At 29.5% G+C, this 23,971-nt stretch carries 26 protein-coding genes and 1 pseudogene; 1 reads left to right on the top strand and 26 read right to left on the bottom strand.

The genetic code is table 11. From position 1 onward, the window contains the following. Positions 1 to 10: 10 nt before the first annotated feature. The gene (locus tag OWK30_RS04605; RefSeq protein WP_423324027.1) at positions 11 to 145 is read right to left on the bottom strand and encodes a hypothetical protein; all 135 of its coding nucleotides are present in this window, start codon (positions 143 to 145) and stop codon (positions 11 to 13) included. A 24-nt stretch (positions 146 to 169) separates the two neighbouring features. Continuing rightward, complete coding sequence (locus OWK30_RS04600) at positions 170 to 2,155, bottom strand: hypothetical protein (RefSeq protein ID WP_423324026.1); 1,986 nt, start codon at positions 2,153 to 2,155, stop codon at positions 170 to 172. A 235-nt stretch (positions 2,156 to 2,390) separates the two neighbouring features. On the opposite strand from OWK30_RS04600, the gene OWK30_RS04595 reads away from it, so the two are divergent. Next, positions 2,391 to 3,077: a DUF4412 domain-containing protein gene (locus tag OWK30_RS04595; RefSeq protein ID WP_423324024.1), complete on the top strand. Its 687-nt coding sequence runs from the start codon at positions 2,391 to 2,393 to the stop codon at positions 3,075 to 3,077. 82 nt (positions 3,078 to 3,159) lie between these two features. On the opposite strand, the gene OWK30_RS04590 is transcribed toward OWK30_RS04595, so the two are convergent. The 24 genes and pseudogenes from OWK30_RS04590 to OWK30_RS04470 form a co-directional block, all read right to left on the bottom strand. Further along, positions 3,160 to 3,378: a hypothetical protein gene (locus OWK30_RS04590; protein ID WP_423324235.1), complete on the bottom strand. Its 219-nt coding sequence runs from the start codon at positions 3,376 to 3,378 to the stop codon at positions 3,160 to 3,162. A gap of 90 nt (positions 3,379 to 3,468) precedes the next feature. Next, positions 3,469 to 4,113, bottom strand: coding sequence for a nucleotidyl transferase AbiEii/AbiGii toxin family protein (locus OWK30_RS04585; protein ID WP_423324022.1), 645 nt, complete (start codon positions 4,111 to 4,113; stop codon positions 3,469 to 3,471). Next, positions 4,076 to 4,210, bottom strand: a complete 135-nt coding sequence (locus tag OWK30_RS04580) for a hypothetical protein (RefSeq protein ID WP_423324020.1) — start codon at positions 4,208 to 4,210, stop codon at positions 4,076 to 4,078. Before OWK30_RS04580 ends, OWK30_RS04585 begins: the two co-directional genes overlap by 38 nt. A 557-nt stretch (positions 4,211 to 4,767) precedes the next feature. Then, a complete protein-coding gene (locus tag OWK30_RS04575; RefSeq protein ID WP_423324018.1) occupies positions 4,768 to 5,040 on the bottom strand; it encodes an AAA family ATPase in 273 nt (90 codons plus the stop codon). 86 nt (positions 5,041 to 5,126) lie between these two features. Continuing rightward, complete coding sequence (locus OWK30_RS04570) at positions 5,127 to 6,443, bottom strand: ATP-binding protein (protein WP_423324016.1); 1,317 nt, start codon at positions 6,441 to 6,443, stop codon at positions 5,127 to 5,129. Between the two features lie 251 nt (positions 6,444 to 6,694). Next, positions 6,695 to 7,900 carry an ATP-binding protein gene (locus tag OWK30_RS04565; protein WP_423324014.1) on the bottom strand — a complete coding sequence of 402 codons (1,206 nt, stop codon included), beginning with the start codon at positions 7,898 to 7,900 and terminating at the stop codon, positions 6,695 to 6,697. Positions 7,901 to 8,094: 194 nt separating this feature from the next. Further along, entirely contained in the window at positions 8,095 to 9,225 is a 1,131-nt protein-coding gene (locus OWK30_RS04560) for an ATP-binding protein (RefSeq protein WP_149266614.1), read from the bottom strand. A gap of 153 nt (positions 9,226 to 9,378) precedes the next feature. Further along, positions 9,379 to 10,593: an ATP-binding protein gene (locus OWK30_RS04555; protein WP_423324012.1), complete on the bottom strand. Its 1,215-nt coding sequence runs from the start codon at positions 10,591 to 10,593 to the stop codon at positions 9,379 to 9,381. A 247-nt stretch (positions 10,594 to 10,840) separates the two neighbouring features. Beyond that, positions 10,841 to 12,004, bottom strand: a complete 1,164-nt coding sequence (locus tag OWK30_RS04550; protein WP_423324010.1) for an ATP-binding protein — start codon at positions 12,002 to 12,004, stop codon at positions 10,841 to 10,843. Positions 12,005 to 12,138: 134 nt separating this feature from the next. Next, positions 12,139 to 12,531 (bottom strand): four helix bundle protein, encoded by a 393-nt coding sequence (locus tag OWK30_RS04545; protein WP_423324008.1) that lies wholly within the window; start codon positions 12,529 to 12,531, stop codon positions 12,139 to 12,141. Between the two features lie 69 nt (positions 12,532 to 12,600). Further along, complete coding sequence (locus OWK30_RS04540; RefSeq protein ID WP_423324006.1) at positions 12,601 to 14,772, bottom strand: glycosyltransferase family 4 protein; 2,172 nt, start codon at positions 14,770 to 14,772, stop codon at positions 12,601 to 12,603. Between the two features lie 324 nt (positions 14,773 to 15,096). Further along, positions 15,097 to 15,510, bottom strand: a complete 414-nt coding sequence (locus OWK30_RS04535; protein ID WP_423324005.1) for a putative toxin-antitoxin system toxin component, PIN family — start codon at positions 15,508 to 15,510, stop codon at positions 15,097 to 15,099. Continuing rightward, positions 15,501 to 15,719: a hypothetical protein gene (locus OWK30_RS04530; protein ID WP_423324003.1), complete on the bottom strand. Its 219-nt coding sequence runs from the start codon at positions 15,717 to 15,719 to the stop codon at positions 15,501 to 15,503. The genes OWK30_RS04535 and OWK30_RS04530 overlap by 10 nt, the downstream gene beginning before the upstream one ends. Positions 15,720 to 16,222: 503 nt before the next feature. Next, entirely contained in the window at positions 16,223 to 16,555 is a 333-nt protein-coding gene (locus OWK30_RS04525; protein WP_423324001.1) for a four helix bundle protein, read from the bottom strand. A 111-nt stretch (positions 16,556 to 16,666) separates the two neighbouring features. After that, the gene (locus tag OWK30_RS04520) at positions 16,667 to 16,801 is read right to left on the bottom strand and encodes a hypothetical protein (protein WP_423324000.1); all 135 of its coding nucleotides are present in this window, start codon (positions 16,799 to 16,801) and stop codon (positions 16,667 to 16,669) included. A 63-nt stretch (positions 16,802 to 16,864) separates the two neighbouring features. After that, complete coding sequence (locus OWK30_RS04515; protein ID WP_423323998.1) at positions 16,865 to 17,608, bottom strand: glycosyltransferase family 2 protein; 744 nt, start codon at positions 17,606 to 17,608, stop codon at positions 16,865 to 16,867. Beyond that, positions 17,609 to 19,342 carry a carbamoyltransferase family protein gene (locus OWK30_RS04510; RefSeq protein WP_423323996.1) on the bottom strand — a complete coding sequence of 578 codons (1,734 nt, stop codon included), beginning with the start codon at positions 19,340 to 19,342 and terminating at the stop codon, positions 17,609 to 17,611. A gap of 46 nt (positions 19,343 to 19,388) precedes the next feature. Next, entirely contained in the window at positions 19,389 to 19,862 is a 474-nt protein-coding gene (locus OWK30_RS04505) for a transposase (protein WP_423323995.1), read from the bottom strand. 84 nt (positions 19,863 to 19,946) lie between these two features. Beyond that, positions 19,947 to 20,048, bottom strand: a pseudogene (locus tag OWK30_RS04500) (glycosyltransferase); the annotation flags it as partial. Continuing rightward, positions 20,017 to 20,535, bottom strand: a complete 519-nt coding sequence (locus tag OWK30_RS04495; RefSeq protein ID WP_479723458.1) for a glycosyltransferase — start codon at positions 20,533 to 20,535, stop codon at positions 20,017 to 20,019. The gene OWK30_RS04495 and the pseudogene OWK30_RS04500, both read right to left, overlap by 32 nt. Before the next feature lie 290 nt (positions 20,536 to 20,825). Next, positions 20,826 to 21,239, bottom strand: coding sequence for a glycosyltransferase family protein (locus tag OWK30_RS04485; protein ID WP_423323993.1), 414 nt, complete (start codon positions 21,237 to 21,239; stop codon positions 20,826 to 20,828). Between the two features lie 109 nt (positions 21,240 to 21,348). Further along, positions 21,349 to 22,086 carry an IS21-like element helper ATPase IstB gene (gene istB, locus OWK30_RS04480; protein ID WP_423323991.1) on the bottom strand — a complete coding sequence of 246 codons (738 nt, stop codon included), beginning with the start codon at positions 22,084 to 22,086 and terminating at the stop codon, positions 21,349 to 21,351. Next, complete coding sequence (gene istA, locus OWK30_RS04475; RefSeq protein WP_423323989.1) at positions 22,086 to 23,636, bottom strand: IS21 family transposase; 1,551 nt, start codon at positions 23,634 to 23,636, stop codon at positions 22,086 to 22,088. The genes istB and istA overlap by 1 nt, the downstream gene beginning before the upstream one ends. Positions 23,637 to 23,760: 124 nt before the next feature. After that, the coding region (locus tag OWK30_RS04470; RefSeq protein ID WP_423323987.1) for an AAA family ATPase at positions 23,761 to 23,971 on the bottom strand (211 nt) is incomplete at its 5' end.

Raw genomic sequence — 23,971 nt, 5'->3', positions numbered from 1 at the left:
ATATTAGACATTATTGAAACAGCAGCTCGCTGTATTTGACTTTAAAACCATAGTCTTTAATATCTTTAAAATTCTCATAAACTATTTTCGCAAGTTCTCTTGCCTCTTCCCACGCTTTAATATCTTCTAACCTTTCAATCTTCATATTTTACTAACCTTGAACATTGAACTATTTCCTTACTCGAAAAACTCTTGCAAAAGGAAAATTATTGTACACCTCTTCAAATAGTTTTTTATCATAATTACCCAAAATATACATTTGGTTAAAGTTAGAATTATAAAATTTATCATCTCCAACAATCAAATAATATATCATCTTATCTCTTACCACAAGCTCTGCATTCAACCCTTTATTAAACGGAAAACTTTTTCTTTGCACAGCTTTACCATTTACCGTAACTACAAACTGTTTTAGTGGAACTCTATCGTTCACCAACCCCTTTTCAGTATCTATTCTATTACCATCACAAAAAAACAATCCCCTTTCCATTTTCTGGCAACTCATAAGAGCTAAAACAACTTTTTCTGGCTGTTTAGTTTGAAAATTATAAGATCCGATAAAGTTAAATGCTGAAAACTTAGAAATCATATCTTGAGTATAAAGTAAATAATTATTCTCTCTGACAGGTTTTCCGTCAAAAGAATCTACTTTCTTCACTATTTCTAGAGCTGAAATATTGTCTTCAATCATTTTTTTTATCTCTTCCATTCCATAATTATCAAAATAAGATACATATTTATAAAGTTTTGATTGATTGTCCGTTATAAAGCTTTTCGCAACAAAATAAGTTTTTGGTGACCCTTGTGAGCCTCCATCATGATAAACAGGAAAACCTACAATATCTTCTATAGCATATCCATAATCCCACCAGGACCAAATTGCCCCCTGAGGAAGTTTCTTATTCATATCTATAAACGATTTAATAATATTTGAATTTATTGATGGCTTTGGCACATAGCTAATAGCTGTCAAGTTTTGTACAAACATAGTCATAAAAACAAACAACGATAATACCCCAATACCAACATATTGTTTTTTATCTTTAAACTTCTCTGAACCAATTTTATAAAAATAATCAATTAAAACACCTAAGCCAGCACCCGCAAAAGGTGCAAGAAACATTGAAAACCTATTTGAACTTTTAAAAGAAAGTAATCCCAGCAAAAATAGTGGCACAACAGCGAAAAACCTTTTCCAGTTCAATATTCCAACTATTAGAAATAAAATCAAACCGATAACTGTTAACGCAGGAGAAGTCATAACATATTTTAATACTTCCTCAATAGGCTTTTGCTGAGCTTCCGTGATTGTCTGCAATATATTTGGAAAACCAATTACATTCTCTTTTGATATTGTAAAATAATTTTTAATAAAACCAAATAAGTTGAAAATCCCATAAAAGAAATATATAGGGTTACTGAAAATAAAATAAATAATTGCACTGTAGATTATTACTTTTCTTTGTTTTTTATAAACAAAAAGTAAAGCAATCAATACAACAAAGTATATTAATGTAAAACCTGGATGGTAATACCACCAGTAGAAAAGAAACATTGTAAATCCGGATAAAGCGACGAAAATATAAGTCTTCTTATCATTTTCTGTTTTTCCTGCCAAATAGATAAACAATGATGCTAAAGCAGGGAAAAATATATTCAAAAGGTCAGTATCAACTCGACCTATAGAGCTTCTAACAAAATACATATAACTAAAAGTTCCAACAAAACTACCCACAAGTCCTGCAAAGGGAAAGCCTGCAAAATAAAAATATACAGAAAAAGGTATTATAAAAAGTGATGCAAGAATAGGAATCAAAAAAAGACCAGCATAATAGTAATTACCACCTGTAAACGATGAAAATTTAGCAACCAAAAAACTAAGCATAGGAACAGGCTTCGGCCTTTTTTGACTGTCTGGATAATAACGCAAAGTATCATTGTCACTTTTGTAGTATACACCTCTATCGTGCTCTTTCGCATATCTCAGCCAATAATATGCATCAAGGGTAGTCATAGCAGGATAATTTTCTACAAAGTACAAATCTTTATTCTTTTTCCATTCACTATACTGATTATATCTCACGAACACCGAGTAAAAAAATACAGTAACAACAAGCAATAAAAAAAGAAACAACATCCTTCTTTTTTCATTCACTTTCCACCCCCAACAGTATTTGAATATTATACCATTTTTTACACAATCTACAATAAATAAAAAAATAAAAAGATGTAATGGTTGTTTATAAGGGGTTTATAGCTATAATGGTTAAAGAATTGGATTTAATAACTCATCTCAACATTGAAAAATGTTTTTAGGAATGCTGATTTTTTTGCATTACATCTTTATTTTTGTTATAATATATAAAGTAGACTTAAAACAGGGGGGATTTATGAAAAAGGTCATGGGTTTAATAATTTTTATCATCTTATCAAATAGCGTTATTGCTGGAGTAATCATTGACTCAGTAAATAATGGTACTCCTTCAAAAACTTTTATCGAAGGAAAACTTCTTAAATTTAAAACTAAAGATTTTGAGTTAATATACAACGGAAAAAGTAAAGAATTTTATCAAATCAATCATTCTCAAAAACAGGTGATGGTAATTACAAAACAAGATATAAACAACTTTAAAGCTATGATGGGTAATTTCATAGCAAATCAACAAACAAAAACTGAACATTATACTTATAAAAATATTGGTCGAAAAAAAATTGCTGGTTGCACATGTAAGGGAATTAAAGTTTTAAAAAACGGTATAGCTACTGAAGAAATTTATTTTTGCAATGACAAAAAGTTATTAAAATATATTGATAAAAATTTGTTAAAAGATTTTGAAGAAATGACTAGTTTCGGCTCTCACGAAAAATCTAAAGAAATGTATAACTCAAAATTGTTAATAAAATACGGATACCCATTTTACATTAAAAACTTACAAAATGGACGAATTGAATTCAAAGTAAATAAAGTGCATTATAAAAAGCTTGGAAAAAACTTATTTACATATCCAACATCATATGAAAAACGCTCAATTATGAACATGTTTAATAACATCCCTATATCAAATTTTGGACAATAACTCTTGTTACTTTTAAAATATTACTGGCATCATCCTCAGCACATATAATGAAAATCGCTATAAGTATGCAGATGAGAATATTTTAACGATTCAAAGTCAACACATCAAATCCAACAATGTTCCTCTCACTTCTGCTAAACTCTATACCTATTAGGTAGATATCCTTAACCTTACCAACATACTTCTCATAGTATCTCTTCTCAAGAGTATTGCACAATAAAAAACGTTTCAAGTGTGTAAGTTTATGATAAACAAGAGATTGCTTCGCTGACGCTCGCAAAAACGACTCATTTCTGGTCATCGTATGGAGTGACCCCTAATTTTGGTCGCTCAATCGTATCTTTCATAATTAACACAGGTTTTCCAAGCTATAGTGCTTATTCTTGAAAAACTATAATTCTAACTCACTTTCCTTCAAAACTTTTTTTAATTCCTCTTCAAAAAACTTCTGAATCTCTTTTAATGATAATTTTTTAATTGGTTCTAAATGATCAATGTTTTCATCATCTATATCGTCAATATAAAGCAATGCAGCTGCAAATAATTTAAAATTGATTCCTTCAATTACATCTTTTGACATTTCAAATATGCTTCTAACCCCAAATTTTTTTACTAAAAAATATAAATCATAATAGTCTCTATATTTTGCTAAAAATAAAACATTTGTTTTCATAATAGCTAGCTGACTTAATGTTGCAAGGTTAAAATTTTGTATCTTTTTCGGTCTTAAAAAAAACCATTTTGCATCAAAAAAAGTTACTTTCACTCCATCTATTAAAACATCAACTTGCTCACCTGATATATTTATAACTTTTCCCTCAAATCTCTCTACTATCTTTCTTATTTTCTTAATCTCAAATCTATCTTTTTGAAATGTAAAAAAATCTAAATCTTCGCTTTTTCTATGTTGAATATGTAATGCTAATGCACTACCACCAACTAATACAAAATTAGACATATATTCCTCTTTAATAAGTTTGAGTAAAACTTTCTTAGTTTTAGGAAGTAAAAAGTTTAAGTTTTTCAAATCTTTCATTTTTTGCCTTTTTTAATTCTTCTAAATCTATATCAATATCTAAAAACACTCTTGCAATAAGAAAACTAACTTTTATAAATCTATTGTCTCCCTTCATACTTTCTTCCCATACTTTTTTTACTTTTCTTTTACCAAAAAGAGCAAATAATTTTTTTATATCATCAAAATCACCATATTTTAAAACATGCTCAATAAAAATATCCTCACTAATATCCTCATATTTAACACTTTTATCATAACTCCAAAATAATCCTTCTTTTTTTAACTTTTCAAATAATTCCTTTTTCTGTAAAAAAACTTTCTTTATTTTCGAAACTGATACGACTGAAAGGTTTAAAAATCTTGCAATTTCAGCTTGACTATACCCTTCCTCTTAGGCTTTGAAAACCGCCCCTTCCCTTTCAAACTTTTCAAATAAATATTCAAGAGGCTTTTTTTCTGTTTTCACTTCAAACATCTTAACTTTATTTTTTTGCAAAATTTCCACATTTAGGACTTCGTTAATAGTTAATCATACTTTTTTTAGTAAAAAAGTAAAGTCTCGACCCCACATATGATTAAAATGCAATTTGTAACATATCTGATCATAAATCGAGATTGCTTCGCTGACACTCGGTGTTGACAAATAATATGTTGTTAATGTCAACATAAAAATTAACACAATATCAAATCTAAATCTTGCTGGGTCATCTCAAGTCTTTCATCTTCAAAGTTAAGATAAAGGCATCTCTTTTTATCAACTCCCCTATTTAATAGGGTCTCTATGGTCTTAAACAGAAGATAAGTCTTTCCTGCCCTTCTTGAACCTACAACAGATACAATTTTGCTTGAATTTAAAGGCAGCTCAATCTCTCTATCAATAACTGAAGGCAAATCCCAGGAGTGAAACTCAACTATAATTGACTTCAACACATCTTTCTTTTTCATAAAGATGAACTAACCTATACCTTTCTTTATTTCAAGGAAATTTTCGCAATGCATCACTTCAAATAACGTTTCAAGGTTCACACGTTCTAACGTTTCAACATTTCTCCAACATCTTCAACTGATAAAATTTTATAATCTGTTTTGAAAGCATTATATTGCTCAGTTAATTTTCTGGACTTCAAAATTAATTCATTTAAATTTGCTCTTTTTTTGTTAAATTTCACTTCAGCAAATAAGATTTTCTTATTTTTTTCATCTATTGCTACAATATCAATTTCATTCTTATTTCCTCTTTCCCAATATCTTCCAATTTTAGTCCATTTTTGTTGTAATTTTAAAATATCAACAAAAAGTTTTTCTAAAAATTTTCCTTGATAAGTAGAAAAGTCTCTAATAATTATCTCTTTTAAAGCTTCAAAATTTTCTGCTTCAATTAATGATTGATATTTATAAATAAATCTAAACCAAAAATTTAAAAAATTATCTATTATTTCATATTTTTGAAGTTTTGAGTTTGGTTTTGCATTTATAGGTTTTACTGGTTTTATAATATTATAATCTTTTTCTAGTCTTTCCAGATATCCTGAGATATTTTTTTGTAAGACACTCTCAATTTCGCTTCTTGATGTTTTAGAAGATGCAATTAAAGAAAGAATAGAAAAATAAACAGAATAATCTTTGCCAAACTCTTCTATAAGTCTATTTTTACCTTCATCTAAAAACAGGCTATAAGGCGAAATTATTTTCTCTATCATTGATTTCAAATCAAATGCCTCATATAAAACCAGAAGTTCTATATATTTAGCAAGCCCACCGGTAATCGTATAAAGATCAAGTAAATTTTTACTATTAAAAGCATTATAATCTTCTAAAATTTGCTTTAATACTTTTACATTCAATTCCTTTAGTTTAATCTTAAAATCTGCTCTTCCAAAAAGAGGCTCTTTAGAATCTTCAAAAATTTTTTTCATAAGAGAATAAACAGACCCACAAATAATCAAATGCAAGTGTGCCGTATTTTTATTTAAATCCCAAATCTTTTGAAGAGAAGAAAATATGGACGGATTTATTTTATAAAAATTTTGAAATTCATCAATTATCAAAGTAATAGGCTTTGTTTTACTTAAATCAACAATGTATTCAAATAATTCTCCAAACTTCTCAAATTTTCCATAAATCTTAAATCCATTTTTCTGAAGCTCTTCACAAAACTCTTCACAAAGCAACGCTTCACTTTTTTTTGATACAAAAAAATACAAACTATCTTCTTTTACTTTTAAAGCCAGAGTAGTTTTCCCAACCCTTCTTCTTCCTACAATTATAGATAAAATTGATCTTTTATATTTTAAGCTATCAGCCTTTTTTAAAATCTCCAGCTCGCTCTCTCTATTGTAAAATTTCATTATAATAACCCCCATTATGATAACAGCGGTTATTATAACTAAATAAATTTTTTATTCAACCGCTTTTATATGAGTAACAAGTGGAAGAGTAGATAAGCAGATGGGTAAATGGATAGATGGGTGAATGAGTAAATGGGTGGATGGGGATGTTCAACGTTTACACGTTTTTATACTTCGTAAAACGTAAGACGTAAATCGTAAAACGATTTTTTCATCTTTCGATTTCCGCTTCCCGATTCATGTTTCCCGTTTCAATACAAAAACCCAAAAAGCCACAAAGGTATTTTTCGTTCAAACCCCATCTCAATATCATCAATTGCGAGGTAACTATTTCTATTATTTTTAACTTGCGAAAAATCTTTATTTTTCCCACCCACTTTAAAGAGATATTTTTCATTTATCAAGAAATCCACTTTATTTGAATAATATAGCGAATGCCTGTATCGCAGCATTGAAGCAAAAAACGTTTCTCTCATCGTCCCTTTTTTAGCATTTAAACATAAGGCATTTAACAAATTGGTATTTGCTAAATATAGTTTATCCGGCTTTCTAATCGACTTAAACCGTTTGGCTTCATTTTGTATGTACATTATAAGTTCAGCCCTGGAAAGATAATCTATATATTTATATAATGTAGCTTTTGAAATACCTGTCACACTTGCGATATTTTCAACAGATAATTCTAAAGGTTCTGAAACAGCAATTGTTGTTAACAATTTTTTTAATGTTACTATTTTTTCAGGGTGAATATTATATAACTCAGCTAAATCAGTGTACAAAGTGGCATTTATAGAATCAGACAACCTATCTTTAAATTTCTTTTTATCTTCTAAATAAAAAGGGTATACCCCATATTCTAGATAATCACCAAAAAGTTTTAGGATTTTTTCTTTATTCAATTCTCTTATAATTTCTAATGCTACATCCTGGTGATTTTTTATTATCTCTTCTAAAAGATAATTTTTCAATGAAATATTTAGTTCTAACTCAATAAATTCCCTTAATGAAAGTGCAGGAAGCCTGTACATAGAAAACCTGCGAGTAAAATCAGGATTTGCCATCTGAACAACAGAAGAACCAGAAAATATAACCTTAATATCTAAAAAATCATAAGTGGATTTAAGATGTGCTTGAAATTCTGGTGCTTTGTGAACTTCATCAACAAATGCAATTTTCCCCCCTTTTTTACTAAACTCCTCAAGAAAATCAAACAAAGAAACACCTGAAAATACAGGATGATCACAGGAAATATAAATAGTCTCACGCAAAGGTAGGTTCAAATCTCTTAGAAGCTGTATCATAAGTGTCGTTTTACCCACTCCCCTGGCACCATAAATTCCGATGATTTTAGATTCACTTTTCTTTATGTCATAAAACAAAAATCGCTTATAATCTGGAATCTGCTGAGTTAACTTATTCGCAGAAAGATTAACAGCTATCTCAAGCAAACTGCTCATTAGTATACTCCATTAAACTATATTAACCAGTTTTAGTTTAATCTATTACACTAAAACTACATTTCCTGTCAAATGATAAAAAACGTTCTAACGTTTCAACGTCATAAAACTCGTAAATCGTAAAACGATTTTTTCATCTTTCGATTTACGATTCCCGACTCACGATTTACGATTCCCGCTTCCCGTTTCCCGCTTCACGCTCTATAAATCACATCTAAAAAATTCTCCTTATTTACAACAATAAACTCGTTATTTGGATATAACTCATTAAACATGTTAGGCAACTTTGATCTATCCTTTTTCCATTTTATTTCAAAAGCATAAATTTTATCATTTCCAAATTCTAGATAATCAACTTCTTGTTTATAAATATTACGCCAGAAGAAATAACTCTTATTTACAAGATGGTTCCTCAAATACTTAATTCTTTCAATTATCACAAAATTTTCCCACAACGCTCCCCAATCCTGCCTCAAATAAGATGGGTTAAAATTATTAATCAAAGCATTCCTTATTCCTGTATCATAAAAGTAAATTTTTCTTAATTTCTTGAGCTCTTTTCTTAAGTTACTACTAAATGGATTTAACCTGAAAATAATAAATGCTTGCTCGAGGATATTTATATATGACTCAACAGTTTTTTTATCAATACCTAAAAGCTTTGACAGCTCTGTGTATGATACTTCATTACCTATTTGCAACGCAAGCGCCTGCAGTAACCTTCGTAAGATATCAGGATTTTTAATATTTTGATACATCAATATATCTTTAAACAAGTAAGAATCCGCAAGGGATTTCAAATTTATTTCTCTATCTTCACAATTCAAAACAGTCTCAGGATACATCCCATAAATTATCAAATTTTCCAATATTCTATTTAGCTCTATATCAGAGTAAATTTCTCGCAATTCTTCTATTGAAAATGGAGGCAAAAAAAACTCATATTTTCTACCGGTAAGCGGTTCGGAAATGTCATTCGATAGGTCAAAAGAAGATGATCCAGTAGCAATAACTTGAATTTCCCTAAAATTGTCCACTATAAGTTTTAGCGTAAGTCCAACATCTTTCACCCTTTGTGCTTCATCAATTATAACCAATTTTTTATTGCCTATAAGATGTTTTAGTTCTGTTGATGTTTTATTAAAAAGCTTATCTCTAATATCCGGCTCATCACAATTTAAATAAATACTCTCATCCTTGTATTTATTCGCAATTTGTTTTACAAGCGTAGTCTTCCCTACTTGCCTTGCACCATATATTATAACAGCTTTTCCTTTAAATAACCTTTTCTCTATTTCTTCTTGAATGATTCTCCTAATTAACATAATTTTAGTGAACCCACTCCCCTTTTTTATATTAAATTAGACCTCGATTTCTGAATGTCAATAGTAAATCGTAAAACGATTTTTCCATCTTTCGATTCACGATTCCCGATTCACGCTTCACGTTTCCCGATTTACGATTTACGTTTACACGTTTCAATACAAAAACCCAAACAACCACAACGGTATCTTGTTCTTAAATCCAATTTCTATATTATCAGCTACTATATATGAGTTCGGTATCTCTTTTATCTGTTTATAACCCTTTCTTTTCCCTCCTAACTCAAAAGTCTTTCCATTAATCAAAAAATCACCACTTTTGGATAAAACAAAATCTTCTCTTAATAAAGAGACTTTATTAAAAAAATAAGAAATAACCTGATTCACAAAAAAAGTTTCTCTTTCATTTCCTGTGTTTGTTCTGTAGGTTATAGCTCGCATAAGGTTAGAGTTATTCAAATAAATTTTATCTGGCTTCTGCAATTTTGAATATCCTCTCGAATGATAATGCATATTTATCAAAAGCTCTGCTTTCTCCAAAAGATAAATATACTCCAATACGCTTGGTCTTGAGATACCTGTGTTTTGTGAAAGCTCACTAATATTGGGTGTAAAGGGTACCGATGTGGCAAGTATATAAAGTAACTTTTTTAATTTATCAATATTATAATATGCTATGTTGGTTACGTAAGGAAGGTCAACTTCGAGAATGTGATTTATTATATTTATCAATTTTGCTTTATAAGTATCCACTCCCTCAACTATAAAAGGATACGCGCCATATTCAAGATATTCTTTAAAAAGCTTTAATGGTTTTATTTTAGAAATTATATCATTTGCAATTTCGACATGCTTTGAAACAATTTCTTCTAAAGAATAAGATGGAAAATTATACCTTTTCAGCTCAAGATATTCTCTAAAAGACATGTTTGGCACTTTTATAGTTACAATTCGTCTGCTTAAATCTGCATTATTTTTATAAATCTGAAGTAGAGAAGATCCCGAAATTATGACATTTAAATCAGTAGAATCATAAATTGCCTTTAAATGAGAACCAAAGTCTTTATACTTGTGAATCTCATCTATAAATAAAAACTTTCCACCATATTTTTCAAACTCTTTAGCAAAATCATACAATGAAGCACTTGCAAAATAAGGATTATCCACACTTATATAAAGCACACTATCATTATATGCAAATTTCTCCTTCAAAATCTGCAACATTATAGTGGTTTTCCCAACCCCTCGTTGACCTAATAAAGCGATAAATCTATTTTTTAGATTTATCTTGCTATATAAACTACGTTTAAAAGATAAATTTATTTTCTGTAACAATTTTTGCTGTTCTGCGAAAAAGATTGAAAAATCCATTTACTATTTTATCTCCATTTTTGTTAATTCTGTTTTACAAAAATAACTCCTATCTGTCAATCATGATCTACAACTCATACTTCAACGTTCTAACGTTTCAACGCCATAAAACTCGTAAGTCGTAAATCGTAAAACGTAAATCGGAAAATGATTTTTCTACCTTCCACTTGACTCACAATTTCCGATTCCCGATTTACGATTCACGATTCACGATTCACTACGTTTTACGATTCACGATCCAACGTTTTTAATAAATAAGTCCCAATATCCACAGCGGAATCCTATTTCTAACTGGGACATCAATATCATCACTTATTACAAAATCCGCATTTTTCTTTTTTTTATTTTTTCCACCCACCTCTATTTTAAAATTATCTACTATAAAATCGCAATCTTTTTCATCTTTGCTTGCAAAAATATTATTAAACTTCTCTTTTAAACACATCACAACAAATGCTTCTCTCACACTTCCTATGTTACCTTTAAAACAGCTATAAATAGAAGGATCAGAAATAAAAATTTTAGAACCTTTTGTGTAAACAGATTTGCCAGGCTTTCTAATGATATTTATCAATTCTGATTGTTCCATAACATAAAGCAAGTTATAAAGCTTTTCTTTCCCTAAGCCCCATTCACTGCACATCCCAGAAATATTTATCGTTGGGACAGGTGCATTTATTAAATGTCCTATAATGGCATTTATAACTCTTAAATGATTATCCTGTATTGAAGAAACATAAAATGGTATATCATAATAAATGGATTTTTCTAAAAGCCCTTTCAACCTTAAGCAATACTCTCCCTCACTAAAAATAGGTCTTATACCAGTATTGATGTAATCATTAAATAATTTTAAAATATTTATATTTTTTAACTTTCTAAAGAGATTCTTATTTATATTAAAAAAATCAACTGTATCAATCAAAATATTTTGGGTAAGAAAAAGGTATTCTCTAAAAGACATCAAAGGTATTCGAAACTGTACAAACCGTCTGGATAAATCCGCCACTCCTCTTTTCAGTATTATATTACTACTATCACTTATCCATATAGTACTACCTGGATAATCATCATAAAGAGCCTTTACATGCACACTCCACTTGTTGGCATAATGAACCTCATCAATAACTACTCCATCATACCCCCTTTTAAAAATTGCACTTACAATATCATAGAGTGGCAAAGATGAAATTATAGGGGTATCAGCACTTAAATATAAAAAATTCCTTTTAGAATTGACGATTTTATCAATCAAAAAGGTAGTTTTCCCAACCCCTCTCAAACCATATACAAGAGCACCCCGAATATTATCTATTTGTATATTATTATAAAATAAACGCTTGCGCTCTGGGATATAATTCTTTATCCTTTCAAAAGTAAGCTCAATTTGATCAATAATTTCTTCTATCATAGCTCTAGTATAGCATTATAGATATTCAACGTCAATATTTAAGTTCTGGAACAAAACTATTTTTGCTTGTTTTGGTTCTAAAGCAGAACTTTAGCGCTAATATTTTATTCAAACATTCCAACGTTCTAACTTTCTTAAGATGTTGTAGAAGGTATAGAAGCTTTAGAGGATTTAGAGGTTAGGGATTTGATGAGCTGGTTGAGAAGATAGCTTATTTCTGTTAATTTATCTTCAAAATATTCATAATCTATATCGGTTATATAACCTAAATCTCTTGAAAGTAAAAGAAAGTATCTTAGCTCTTCCAAAGAACCACGAGCAATAAAAAGATATCTTAAAAATTCCTTTTTTGTATTTTTTGAATGGCCTTCTACGATATTGGCAGGCACTGAATAGGCTGCTCTTTTGATTTGATCCACTAAGGAATAAGTTTCTGAATTTGGAAAGTCTTTTGTCAATTTGTAAATCTCTAATACTATATCATGGCTTTTCTGCCACACTATCAAATTTTTCCATCCATTACCCATCCTTCACCCTCTACACCATCTACAACTTTTACCACCTCTACAACCCTTACAACCTCTATTTATAACCTCTCACGATTTACCCTTTACGATTTCCTCAAACAACATAGCAACCTTTAAACACTTTTCACTTTTTGTTTTGTACCCTTTTATTTCCATGTTCTTTGCAACCCTCATTAACGACTGCACATATGTTCTAACTATTTTCTCAATTGAATTATTACCGATAAATATAGTACCAGCATCCTTAATTTTTATATTTTTCAGATTTGCAAAGACTGGTCTCAATATTTCATAAAAATCAATAACTGTTTCTGGAAACATCTCTAAATATTCCTCAAAATATTTGTTAGAAGTTTCCAGATCTCCCTTAAACAAATATTTTACAACTAATCTGGAATAAACTGCAGCACTTTCCGCCTTCAACATATCTCTAAATTTCCACATAGGTTGTAATCTATATGCTCTCAATAAAATATTTCTTGCTTTTAACAAATCACCATTTTGGCGAAAATACTTCGCAGATTTAATATAATATGGAAAATAAGCGCTATTAACTAAATTTTTTTCATTTGCATAATGATTTAATGCAATATCATTATAAAGTTTTTTATAAAAATTTAAGGGAAATAAAAAAATAAAAAATACAATTATATAAACGTATGATTTAAATCCTCGGAAATCTCTTGTGAAATACACTTTATTTGCATAATACATTACAAAACTTAAACCAAAAACAAATAGAAACTTTTTTAAATCAATATCCACTATTTCATAAACCAAAAATCCACAAAATAATATCATTATCTCCATAGGGTTTGAAATAAACAAATCTATTCTTTTTCTTAAAATTACCTTTAATAAAACAACAACCAACAAAATTATATACAATGATCTTATAACAACAAAGTTCGAATCATTGAGATTAAAAATAAATAAATAATATGTCACATAAAAGAAAACCCAAAAAAATACAAAAGCTATAAACTCATTTCTAATGTGATATAAACCTCTATATAATAAAATGATTAATACAGAAGTTAAAAACAGATAACTTATTAAAAACTCTTTATAACTCCAAAATTGCTTTGAGGTAATGAATATTAAAAAGACCAAAATTGTTATTAAAACAATTAAACCATTTAATATCTTTACTCGAACATCTTTTTTCTTACTATCTTCTGATATTCTCTTAGCAACCCTTCTTAACAAAATATTCAATAATCTAATTTTATCGCCAACATCAAATAGATGAAATAACTTTAGCATTAATAAAAAAACATATAAAATTACAAAAGTGAAAATAATACTATAGATAACATTCTTCTGAATAGTAAATATCGTAACTAAACTTAAAGAAGCAGATATAACATAAAATATTATTAAAGCTTGAGTTGTAGAAAAATTAAACTCCAAAAGTTTATGATGCAAATGCTCTTTATCTGGAGAAAATGGGCTTTTGCCTTTCTTTAACCTTCTAAAAATTGCTAAAAAGGTATCAAAAACAGGAAGGGAAATAAAAAGAAATGGAATTAAAACAGATAATACTGTTCCGGTTTTATGAGAAACAAGTAACGAAAGCACTGCTATGTTAAAACCAAGAAAAAGACTACCAGTATCACCCATAAATACTTTTGCAGGAGGGATATTATACCTCAAAAATCCAAGAGTTGCTCCCATCAAACTAACTGCCATAATAGAATATAACTCAAACCCCTTTTGGAGTGCTATTACACTCAATGTTCCAAATGCTATAAAAGAAATTCCTCCGGCTAAACCATCCATACCATCTATTAAATTGACAGCATTTGTAACCCCAACAATCCATAAATAAGCTATAACTACACTTACTACTTCTCCATTTAACCATCGTAATGGTTCATAGCTTATATTAAAGCTTATTTTACTCATAAATATTATTATCGTTGCAGCTAAAAACTGTCCTAAAAATTTCAACTTTGGAGTAAGATTTCTACTATCATCCAAAATACCTGTAAGCACTATTATAAAATTTGCAGTTAAATACCAAATAATCTTGTTAGAAAATTCTCCAACAATGAATAAAACAATCAAATAACCTGTTATAATCCCAAGTCCACCAAGCCTTGGAATTTTCCCAGAATGAATTTTTCTCTCATCAGGTAAATCAACAATATTTAAAGCTACCGCAAGATTAGTAAACAAAGGAACTGTTATTAAGCTAATAATATAAGCTATTAAAAAATATATCAAAATATCAATCATAATCTAATTATAACACAAGTGTAAGTATAAGTGTAGGTGTAAGTGTGAACGATAGAAAAATTCAATGTTCAACCCGTATAATAAAGCTATCAACTAACTCATGTAAGTCTAATAATATCAAAAATGCCGATAGTGGAATTGCAACCATTTTTTAGACACAAAGTTTAAGCAATCATTTCATTTAACTTATAAAACTCTGATATTTCTCATCAGGTGTCAAATAACCTATTCCAGAATGTAATCTTTTTCGGTTATAAAAACATTAAAATATTTGAAAACTACTTCTTCAACATCAATTAAATGCTCCTCAAGTATTTAATTTTGTTACTTTACCTCAAACTCCTTCATCAATTGTTCAAATGTTTTATATGTAACAATGGTTATACCCTTATACGGGTTTAAAACAAGTAAATCTTTATCTCCTGTTACAATAATATCTACTTTTCCCTTTAAAGCAGTTTCAAGGATAAAATTATCTTTCCTGTCTCTGCAATCAAAAATTGTATGCTCAATAGTAACTATTTCAGAAACTTTCTGAAGGAGAGACAAAAGTTCTTGAATGTCTTCTTCAGAAAAATATTTCTTAAATTTTGGTCTATTAATAACTGAAATGATTTCTTGAAGTTGCTCGTCTGAAGTGACGATTTTAATCTCTTTATTTAGATACTTTTCCAGACCCCAAAGGGCTTTACCTATAAGAAAACTTATCCAGATATTTGTATCTATTACTACTCGCAAATATACCTCTTTTCCCTTTCTTTCTCTACTTCTTCAGTAATATCTTCTATTGTCAAAGGTATATTTTTCTTTTTATTTATAAAATCCATAAAGCGCTTTTCTAATGTTAAGTCATCTAAATATTTGGCAAGCTCTTTCCTTTCTTCAGCACTCAATTGGCATATCAAGTCTTTAATCTGGTTTATATCTATTTTTATTACCGCTGGCATGTAAAATGCCTCCTTTAAAAGATTTTAATTCTATTCCGTTTTACTTCATTTATTTCCATCTAATTTTCAATATTGTCTATTATTTTCTATCTGTCAAGATTGTAACAAGAGTCATGCAAAATTTATAAAATTTATTTTTTCCACTATTACATTTTTTTAATCGTTTATTTTTCTCAAAACATTATACCTAACTATGTTGCACAACAGATAAACAAATACTGCGGGACCATTACTAAATGTTTAGCACTTTGGTAATAAAGAGACTATTTTCGATTCACTCATAATAACAAGAAGGGGCCGCCTGCGAAAAGCGATAGCGACAAAATGATCTTTTATTTACCATAAAGTTATATACTTGAGACGTTTTATACTGTGCAATACCCTCAATTCTGCATTAAAATTTTTAAATAAACGTTCTAACTTTCTTAAGATGTTGTAGAAGGTATAGAAGCTTTAGAGGGTTTAGAGGTTTTAGAGGTTGTAGAGGTTAGGGATTTGATGAGTTAGTTGAGAAGATAGCTTATTTCTGTTAATTTATCTTCAAAATATTCATAATTTATATCGGTTATATAACCTAAATCTCTTGAAAGTAAAAGGAAGTATCTTAGCTCTTCCAAAGAACCACGAGCAATAAAAAGATATCTTAAAAATTCCTTTTTTGTATTTTTTGAATGGCCTTCTACGATATTGGCAGGCACTGAATAGGCTGCCCTTTTGATTTGATCCACTAAGGAATAAGTTTCTGAATTTGGAAAGTCTTTTGTCAATTTGTAAATCTCTAATACTATATCATGGCTTTTCTGCCACACTATCAAATTTTTCCATCCATTACCCATCCTTCACCCTCTACACCATCTACAACTTTTACCACCTCTACAACCCTTACAACTTCTATCTATAACCTCTCACGTTTCCCGATTCACGATTCACGATTTCCGATTCCCCTTCTAACGCATTCCATAATTTTTATTTATCCATTTCATATACTCTCCAGATTTCATATTCCTTACCCATTCTTGATTTTCTATATACCAGTCCACTGTCTTGCTCAAACCTTCTTCAAAACTGACACTTTGCTTCATACCAAACACATTTTTTATTTTAAATTATTGTAAACCTACTATTATGTCCTAACCTATTAAGCATTAGAAATATTGAAAAATTTTAGATAAAGGTTTTTTGATACCCAATAAGAGTGGAGGTTGTAATTTATTAATCTTCCATGCCTTATAACATTCAATATTTGCTCTTATAATATTTTTAATACTCCTATTACTTTCTCCTCCTACTCTCATTTTAACCATAACTTCAGGTAAATAAGCAGTAGTAATTTTATACTTTTCTAAAAATCTAAGCATCAATTCATAATCTGCTGCAATTTTAAAATCAAGATTAAACATTCCATATTTCTCATACACTTCTCTTTTTACAAAAAAAGTAGGATGGGCTGGATGCCATCCTTTTTTAAAAAGTCCTTCTTTGTATTCTCTTGATTTCCAATATCTAACAATTTTGTCTATATTGTCTTTATTAACATAAACTAAATCTCCATATAAACTATCACAATTATTATTTTCAAACACATCAACAACTTTTTCAATAACTCTATTATCTACATAAAAATCATCACTATTTAAAATTCCTACTATATCACCACTTGCTAATTTTATACCTTTATTCATTGCATCATAAATACCGTTATCTTTTTCACTTATAAACTTATCTATTTTATCGCCATAATTTCTTATAATATCAACTGTCCCATCAGTTGAAGCCCCATCAATTATGATATACTCAATATTTTTATAAGTTTGACTTAAAACTGATTCTATTGCATCTTTTATTGTATCTTTATTGTTATAAACTACTGTTATTATTGAAACTTTCATTTATCTCTCTGTAACAACAATATTTCCCATAACTAACATATCCATTTTTGTTCTGTAAAAACAATCATAGGCTTCTTTTGGAGTATTTACTATTGGTTCATTTTCATTAAAAGATGTATTTAAAATAATTGGCACTCCTGTTTTTTTATAAAAAGTTTCAATTAAAGCATAATATTTTGGTTCAACTTCTTTATCTACAGTTTGAAGTCTTCCAGTCCCATCTACATGGACAACTGCTGGAACTAATTTTCTTTTTTCTTCTTTAAATTTAAATACTTTTTCCATAAAAGGCACTTCATCAACTTTTTCAAACCATTCAGCTACATACTCTTTCAAAATAGACGGAGCAAATGGTCTAAATGGTTCTCTTTTTTTTATTTTAAGATTTAAAATTTCTTTTGCATCTGCTCTTCTTGGATCAGCTATAATACTTCTATGTCCAAGTGCTCTTGGACCAAATTCTGCTCTACCTTGAAACCATCCTACTACACCACCATCAATCAGACAATCAGTAACTAACTCAAATAATTCCTCATCGCTATATTTTTTATAAGGAATACCATTATCTTTGCAAAATCTTTCTATTTCTTCATCACTAAACTTACTTCCAAAATAACTATGCTTTTGTGGCTTAATTCTTGGATTATCTTTTATTTGATTATAAAGCCATAATGCACTTCCAATAGCTGTCCCCGCATCATGTCCTGCTGATGGAATATATACATTTTCAAAAGGAGTATTATCAGTTATCTTACCATTAGCTACAGAATTTTGTGCAACACCTCCTGCTATACATATATTTTTAAGACCGGTTCTTTTTTGCAAATGATTTAAAATATGAAAAATAGTCTCTTCTGTAATTTTTTGAATACCATAAGCTAAATTTTTATGATATTCTGTTAATTCTTCATCTTTTTTTCTTGGTGCACCAAAAACTTCTATTAAATATTCACTATAAAGAGGCTCAATATATGGTATACCATTTTCCCAACTCATACTAACACCCTCTTTTGGATGTCTAAAATATCTTTTATTAATTTCAAATAAACCATTGTCTTTTAAAATGATTACATCTTTTAACTTTTTCATAATTTCTTTATCTTCTTTTCCATAAGGACTAAGTCCCATGACTTTGTATTCATCACCATAATTCATAAACCCTAAAAACTGTGTAAATGTAGTATAAAAAACTCCCAATGAATGTGGATATATTACCCGATCAAAAATTTCTATTTTATTACCTTTTCCAACTCCTATCATTGTAGAAGTAAAATCACCAAAACCATCGATAGATAATATGGCACTCTCTTCATATGGACTTGCAAAAAATGCACTTGCCATATGCGCTCTATGATGTTCAACATTTACAATTTCTGCTTTGATTTTTTCTTCATCAATTCCAAAAACTTTTGATAACTCCTCTTTTATAGAAGCCACTTTTTTTGTATTTGCCAACCTGTCTTTTATAGCTTTAAAACTCACAAGATTTTTTACACTATGAGTTATTTTTTTATACAAACTTGCTGATGGGTCTCTTGAAATTGCAATATAATCCACATCTTCTATTCCAATTCCAAGTTCATCTAAACAAAACTTAATAGCTTCACTTGGAAATCCAGCCCAATGCTTAATTCTTCTAATTCTTTCTTCTTCTATTGCAGCTATCAATTCACCATCTTTAAAAATACATGCACTACTATCACCATGATATGTGTTTAATCCTAAAATATACATTTTAACCTCCCTTTCTAAATATTTATATCAAACCCAAGAGTATTTCTTACATAGAATTCCATGATTGAATAATCCAATCATATCCACAAAGTTTTTTAACACTTTCTTTATCTAACATATAATTTGTTAAGGCTTTATCAATTAATTTTTCTTGATTTTCAATACTTTCAAATATTTGATTTGCTGTAACTTTTCTTATTTCTCCATAAAATCTTTCAACTGGATTTAACTCTGGAGAATATGATGGTAAAAAGATTATTGTTAAATCTTCATCTTCTAATTTCTTGCTTTTATGAAATGAAGCATTATCCCAAACTATTATTAAATGATAATCTTTAAAATACTCTTTTAATTCATCTAAAAAAGTTTTTGTTGTTAATGTATTTACATCAGGCATTTTATACATATGATAATTACCTCCATTAATTGGGTCTATTGCTGAATATAAATATCTATTTACATATTCTTGTTGACTATCTATTATTGTTCTCTTACAACCTGTAGCTACAATAGTAGACATATCCAAAATTTTGTGTCTGTAAAATTATAACATAAGAAAGTATCATCTAATAACTCCTTCACCAAATTTAATAACAAATAATTTGATATACTCAATATTTTTATAAGTTTGACTTAAAACTGATTCTATTGCATCTTTTATTGTATCTTTATTGTTATAAACTACTGTTATTATTGAAACTTTCATATATTTCCCTATATAAATTTATATATTCTTCAAATCTTTTATTTTTATCAAATTTCTTACTTTGTTTTATACAAAACTCACTAAAATAATTTTTACCTTGTTTCTTAACTTCTAAGATTTTTTTATACAACTCTTTAAAATCCCCTTTTTTAATAACATAGCCACATTTTTCATCTAAACATTCAGGACTTCCTCCACTATCAAAAGTTATCACAGGAGTTCCACAAGCTAAACTTTCTATATTTGTAGTTGGAAAATTATCCTCTAATGTAGGATTGACAAAAACATCAGCACTACTATAAATTTCTACTAATTCTTCAAATTTGCTCGTCCTTTTAATTCCAATTACATTTTTTGGTAAAAGTTTTAACTGCTTATCATTAAGCCCTACTAAAACTATTACTTCATCATCACTCAATCTTTGAGATAACTTAATAAAATAATCAAATCCTTTTCTTTGCACCCAAACATTTGCAACTCCTAAAATAATAAATTTATTCTCAATATTAAACTTTTTTCTAAAATCACTTTTTCTTGGTTTAAAAACTTCTAAATCTATACCATTATAAATAACTTGAATATCATAATTTTTAAAAAAACTTTTTTTAACTTCATTTTTTAGCCAATTTGAAGGAGTTATAATTATTAAATTTTTTATACCTGTAAAATACTTTTTTTTAAGCTCAAAATTATTATAAGAATAATCAAATAATACACTTTTAGGATAACGATTTTTTTGTGGACAATTATTGCAATGATTTTGCCACTTATCGCATCCTACATATTCATAATGACTACAATGACCTGTAAAAGCCCAACAATCATGAAAAGTCCATACAACAGGTTTGTTTTTTTCTTTAAATAATCAAATAATATTTTATAATTGATATAATAACCATGAATATTGTGTAAATGAAAAACATCAATATCTAATTTATCTATTTTTTCAATAAAATTTTTTGTTACACTTGTAGAAAACAATCCATGTCTATCAAAAACTCTTGTTCCTAAGGCATGTAAATAAAAATCAAATTTATTTGAAATTTTAATCACATTATCTTCATCCCAATCTCCCCTACCATAAGCGACAAAACTTTCAAATCCACTCTTTCTTAAAAGATTATGTATATTACACACTATATTACCTGTACTTCCCTGCTTATAATCTATATTAATTTGTAAAACTTTCATTTTGCCCGTATCGCTTTATTCGGACACCCGTATCGCTATCGGACACTTTAGACACTAATTTTAAGACCCCTTCTATGCAAAACTAACCTCACGGTATTTTTTAGTATCACTAAACTATATTCTCCTCTGATTTCAGTTTCCTAACACTTTCTCCGCTAAGTTTTATCTTATGACTGCTATGTACCAATCTGTCAAGTATTGCATTTGCCACAGTGGCATTCTTTAGACAATCATACCAGTTATCAATTGGTAATTGAGAAGTAACTATTGTTGAATTCACACCAACTCTATCCTCTATTACTTCTAATAAATCATTAGCTTCATCAGCCTCAAACGCACTGATACCAAAATCATCTAAAATGAGAAGATTAAACCTTGCAAGACGGGAAAGCATTTTTATATAATCACCTTCTAACCTTGCCAGTTTTAATTCTTCCATTAATCTGGGAACCCTGTAATATCTCGCAGTATAACCATCAAGAATTGCTCTGTTTGCCAGTGCTTGAGCTATATAGCTCTTACCCGTACCAGTAGGCCCAGTAATAATTATGTTCTGTTTTCTTCTCAAATAATCACCTCCTATCAGAGAAGTCATTATACTTTTATTCAATCCCCGTTGAATACCGTAATCGATATCTTCCACCCTTGCCATCTTCTCTTTCAGTTTTGCGGCAGCCAAGTTCCTTTTAATCTTTCGATTCAGCCTTTCCGATAGTTCGGCTTGAAGTAACTGAATTAATCTTTCTTCAAAGGGCATTTCGTTGTAAACTGGGTTTTCTTGTTGTTTGCTAAGTGCAGCACTAAACCCTTTTAAACTTAATTGTGATAAAAGATTATCAAGTTCCATTACTTTTCCTCCTTCTCTTCCTTGTAGTATTGTTTACCCCTTATATTCTCATGCTTATTTAAAGGGGTGATATCTTTTTTCGGTCTTTGCTGATAAGATTTGGTCTTCAAGATAGTTTTTACGCTTTTTACTGTAAACGCTCCTATTGAAATCGCTTTTTGACAGCTTAATTCCAATTCCTTTGCAGAGTATTCATCGGATAATTTTAATATCGCAATACAGGTTCTATAAGCATTTACAGGGTGATTCCTTGATTCCATTATCATTTTCATCAACTTAGTCGTATTTAAGCCTATTTTAGATGCCCAAAAAAATATTCTTTTTGGACTCCATCTTTCTTTACTCAATACGTGGTTAGGTGGCATATGTTCATCCAAAGTAGAAGCTTGACCTTTAATAAATAACCTGGGATGAACTGATATTAATTTACCTTTGAAAAATATTTCTACGGTAGTGTTGGAATACCATACATCAACCTTTGATTTTATATATTGATAAGGAACAGAATAATAATTACCTGCAACTTCCACATGATAATCTAAATGAACCATTCGTAATAAGTGCTCTCTATATTGGTAACGCTTCTTAGGTAATGGTAGCAATTCTTGACGCTCTAACTCCTCTAACAGCTCAAACCTACTCTTACCTATACCCCTTATCTTTTTTTCATTGTATTGCTCCATAAGAGGCTTTATAGCAGCATTTATCTCTTCTACTCCGTAAAACACCCTATTCCTCAATTTGGCTAATATCCAGCGCTGTATCCCCTGAACTGCCTGCTCCACTTTCGCTTTATCCTTTGGATGGTTAGGTCTCGCTGGAATTATTACTGTATTGTAATATCTTGCCATATCTAAATAGCTGGAATTCAATTCAAGGGTTTTTCGAGTATTCTTTATTACTGCCGATTTTAAATTATCAGGAATTATTTGTCTCGGAACTCCTCCAAAATATTCAAAAGCCAACGTATGAGACAATATAAACGAAGACTGCTTTTGATTAGGAGTCGCATGAACAAATACCGCACCCGAGGCTCCAAGTACTGCTACAAATATTTGAACTGCTTTCTCCTCTCCTGTACTTGCATCAACCATATTCATCGTTAATCCTGAATAATCAACAAACATCGTCTCTCCAGCATGGTATATCTGACGCATTGTTGGGGATAATCTTTGAATATAATCTTGGCAATATTTCTTAAACTGAGTATAGTTGTAACCTTCCGGATGTCTTTCTTTGTATTCCTGCCATAATAGTAACCATGTGACACCTTTTTTGCGTATCTCTTCAGCTATGTATGCAAAATCAGGTAATGGACGGTTGTTTCTTGACTTTGCTTTACGCTCTGGGAATAGCTTATCTTCAAGCTCATTATCCAAAAGCTTTAGCCCTTCTTCTATCGATAAACCCGTTATTTGAAAACGTGTACAGTAATCTAATACCGTTGATTTGGGAACTCCTAAAGAACGGCTAATTGCCCGATACGATAACTTATTTTGAAATCTTAAACGTAAAACATCTTTTACCATAGACATAGCTAACCTCTTCATTTTTACTCCCCCTTTGTTTACTTTATGGGGAGTTTAGAGATTAGTTTCGCTTAACTCAAGGTGTCCGAATAGTAGCGCTATGGTGTCCGAATGTTTCCGATACGGTGTCCGAATAAAAACGATATCACTGTCCGAATGTCAGCGATACAGGCACAATAATCTCTATCTCAACCTCTCCTGCACTTCCAAGTGCATTTTTTATAAGAGAATTTTTATATTTATCATCACTATTTTTTAAAGCTTCAAGTCCTAATCCCCACCTTAATAGCTCAATGATAGTTGATTTTCCACTTCCTCTTACACCTATTAAACAATTTAAAGAGTTATTAAAATCA

This window comes from Deferribacter abyssi (assembly GCF_049472655.1).
In the GTDB taxonomy this organism is placed as follows: Bacteria; Chrysiogenota; Deferribacteres; order Deferribacterales; family Deferribacteraceae; genus Deferribacter; species Deferribacter abyssi.
Note: the sequence above shows the minus strand (reverse complement) of the source record. Positions and strands in the feature narration are given on the sequence as shown.

What these genes read in the sequence shown, in the direction of transcription:
- istB (WP_423323991.1), bottom strand. Translation starts at nt 22,086, where the DNA reads ATGGAACTTGATAATCTTTTATCACAATTAAGTTTAAAAGGGTTTAGT.
- OWK30_RS04580 (WP_423324020.1), bottom strand. Translation starts at nt 4,210, where the DNA reads ATGAAGGGAGACAATAGATTTATAAAAGTTAGTTTTCTTATTGCAAGA.
- OWK30_RS04505 (WP_423323995.1), bottom strand. Translation starts at nt 19,862, where the DNA reads ATGTCTACTATTGTAGCTACAGGTTGTAAGAGAACAATAATAGATAGT.
- OWK30_RS04585 (WP_423324022.1), bottom strand. Translation starts at nt 4,113, where the DNA reads ATGAAAGATTTGAAAAACTTAAACTTTTTACTTCCTAAAACTAAGAAA.
- OWK30_RS04520 (WP_423324000.1), bottom strand. Translation starts at nt 16,801, where the DNA reads ATGAAGCAAAGTGTCAGTTTTGAAGAAGGTTTGAGCAAGACAGTGGAC.
- OWK30_RS04530 (WP_423324003.1), bottom strand. Translation starts at nt 15,719, where the DNA reads ATGCCAGCGGTAATAAAAATAGATATAAACCAGATTAAAGACTTGATA.
- OWK30_RS04485 (WP_423323993.1), bottom strand. Translation starts at nt 21,239, where the DNA reads ATGAAAGTTTTACAAATTAATATAGATTATAAGCAGGGAAGTACAGGT.
- OWK30_RS04555 (WP_423324012.1), bottom strand. Translation starts at nt 10,593, where the DNA reads ATGGATTTTTCAATCTTTTTCGCAGAACAGCAAAAATTGTTACAGAAA.
- istA (WP_423323989.1), bottom strand. Translation starts at nt 23,636, where the DNA reads ATGAAGAGGTTAGCTATGTCTATGGTAAAAGATGTTTTACGTTTAAGA.
- OWK30_RS04545 (WP_423324008.1), bottom strand. Translation starts at nt 12,531, where the DNA reads ATGGGTAATGGATGGAAAAATTTGATAGTGTGGCAGAAAAGCCATGAT.
- OWK30_RS04525 (WP_423324001.1), bottom strand. Translation starts at nt 16,555, where the DNA reads ATGGGTAATGGATGGAAAAATTTGATAGTGTGGCAGAAAAGCCATGAT.
- OWK30_RS04575 (WP_423324018.1), bottom strand. Translation starts at nt 5,040, where the DNA reads ATGAAAAAGAAAGATGTGTTGAAGTCAATTATAGTTGAGTTTCACTCC.
- OWK30_RS04515 (WP_423323998.1), bottom strand. Translation starts at nt 17,608, where the DNA reads ATGAAAGTTTCAATAATAACAGTAGTTTATAACAATAAAGATACAATA.
- OWK30_RS04560 (WP_149266614.1), bottom strand. Translation starts at nt 9,225, where the DNA reads ATGTTAATTAGGAGAATCATTCAAGAAGAAATAGAGAAAAGGTTATTT.
- OWK30_RS04595 (WP_423324024.1), top strand. Translation starts at nt 2,391, where the DNA reads ATGAAAAAGGTCATGGGTTTAATAATTTTTATCATCTTATCAAATAGC.
- OWK30_RS04540 (WP_423324006.1), bottom strand. Translation starts at nt 14,772, where the DNA reads ATGATTGATATTTTGATATATTTTTTAATAGCTTATATTATTAGCTTA.
- OWK30_RS04590 (WP_423324235.1), bottom strand. Translation starts at nt 3,378, where the DNA reads ATGACCAGAAATGAGTCGTTTTTGCGAGCGTCAGCGAAGCAATCTCTT.
- OWK30_RS04570 (WP_423324016.1), bottom strand. Translation starts at nt 6,443, where the DNA reads ATGAAATTTTACAATAGAGAGAGCGAGCTGGAGATTTTAAAAAAGGCT.
- OWK30_RS04550 (WP_423324010.1), bottom strand. Translation starts at nt 12,004, where the DNA reads ATGATAGAAGAAATTATTGATCAAATTGAGCTTACTTTTGAAAGGATA.
- OWK30_RS04605 (WP_423324027.1), bottom strand. Translation starts at nt 145, where the DNA reads ATGAAGATTGAAAGGTTAGAAGATATTAAAGCGTGGGAAGAGGCAAGA.
- OWK30_RS04510 (WP_423323996.1), bottom strand. Translation starts at nt 19,342, where the DNA reads ATGTATATTTTAGGATTAAACACATATCATGGTGATAGTAGTGCATGT.
- OWK30_RS04565 (WP_423324014.1), bottom strand. Translation starts at nt 7,900, where the DNA reads ATGAGCAGTTTGCTTGAGATAGCTGTTAATCTTTCTGCGAATAAGTTA.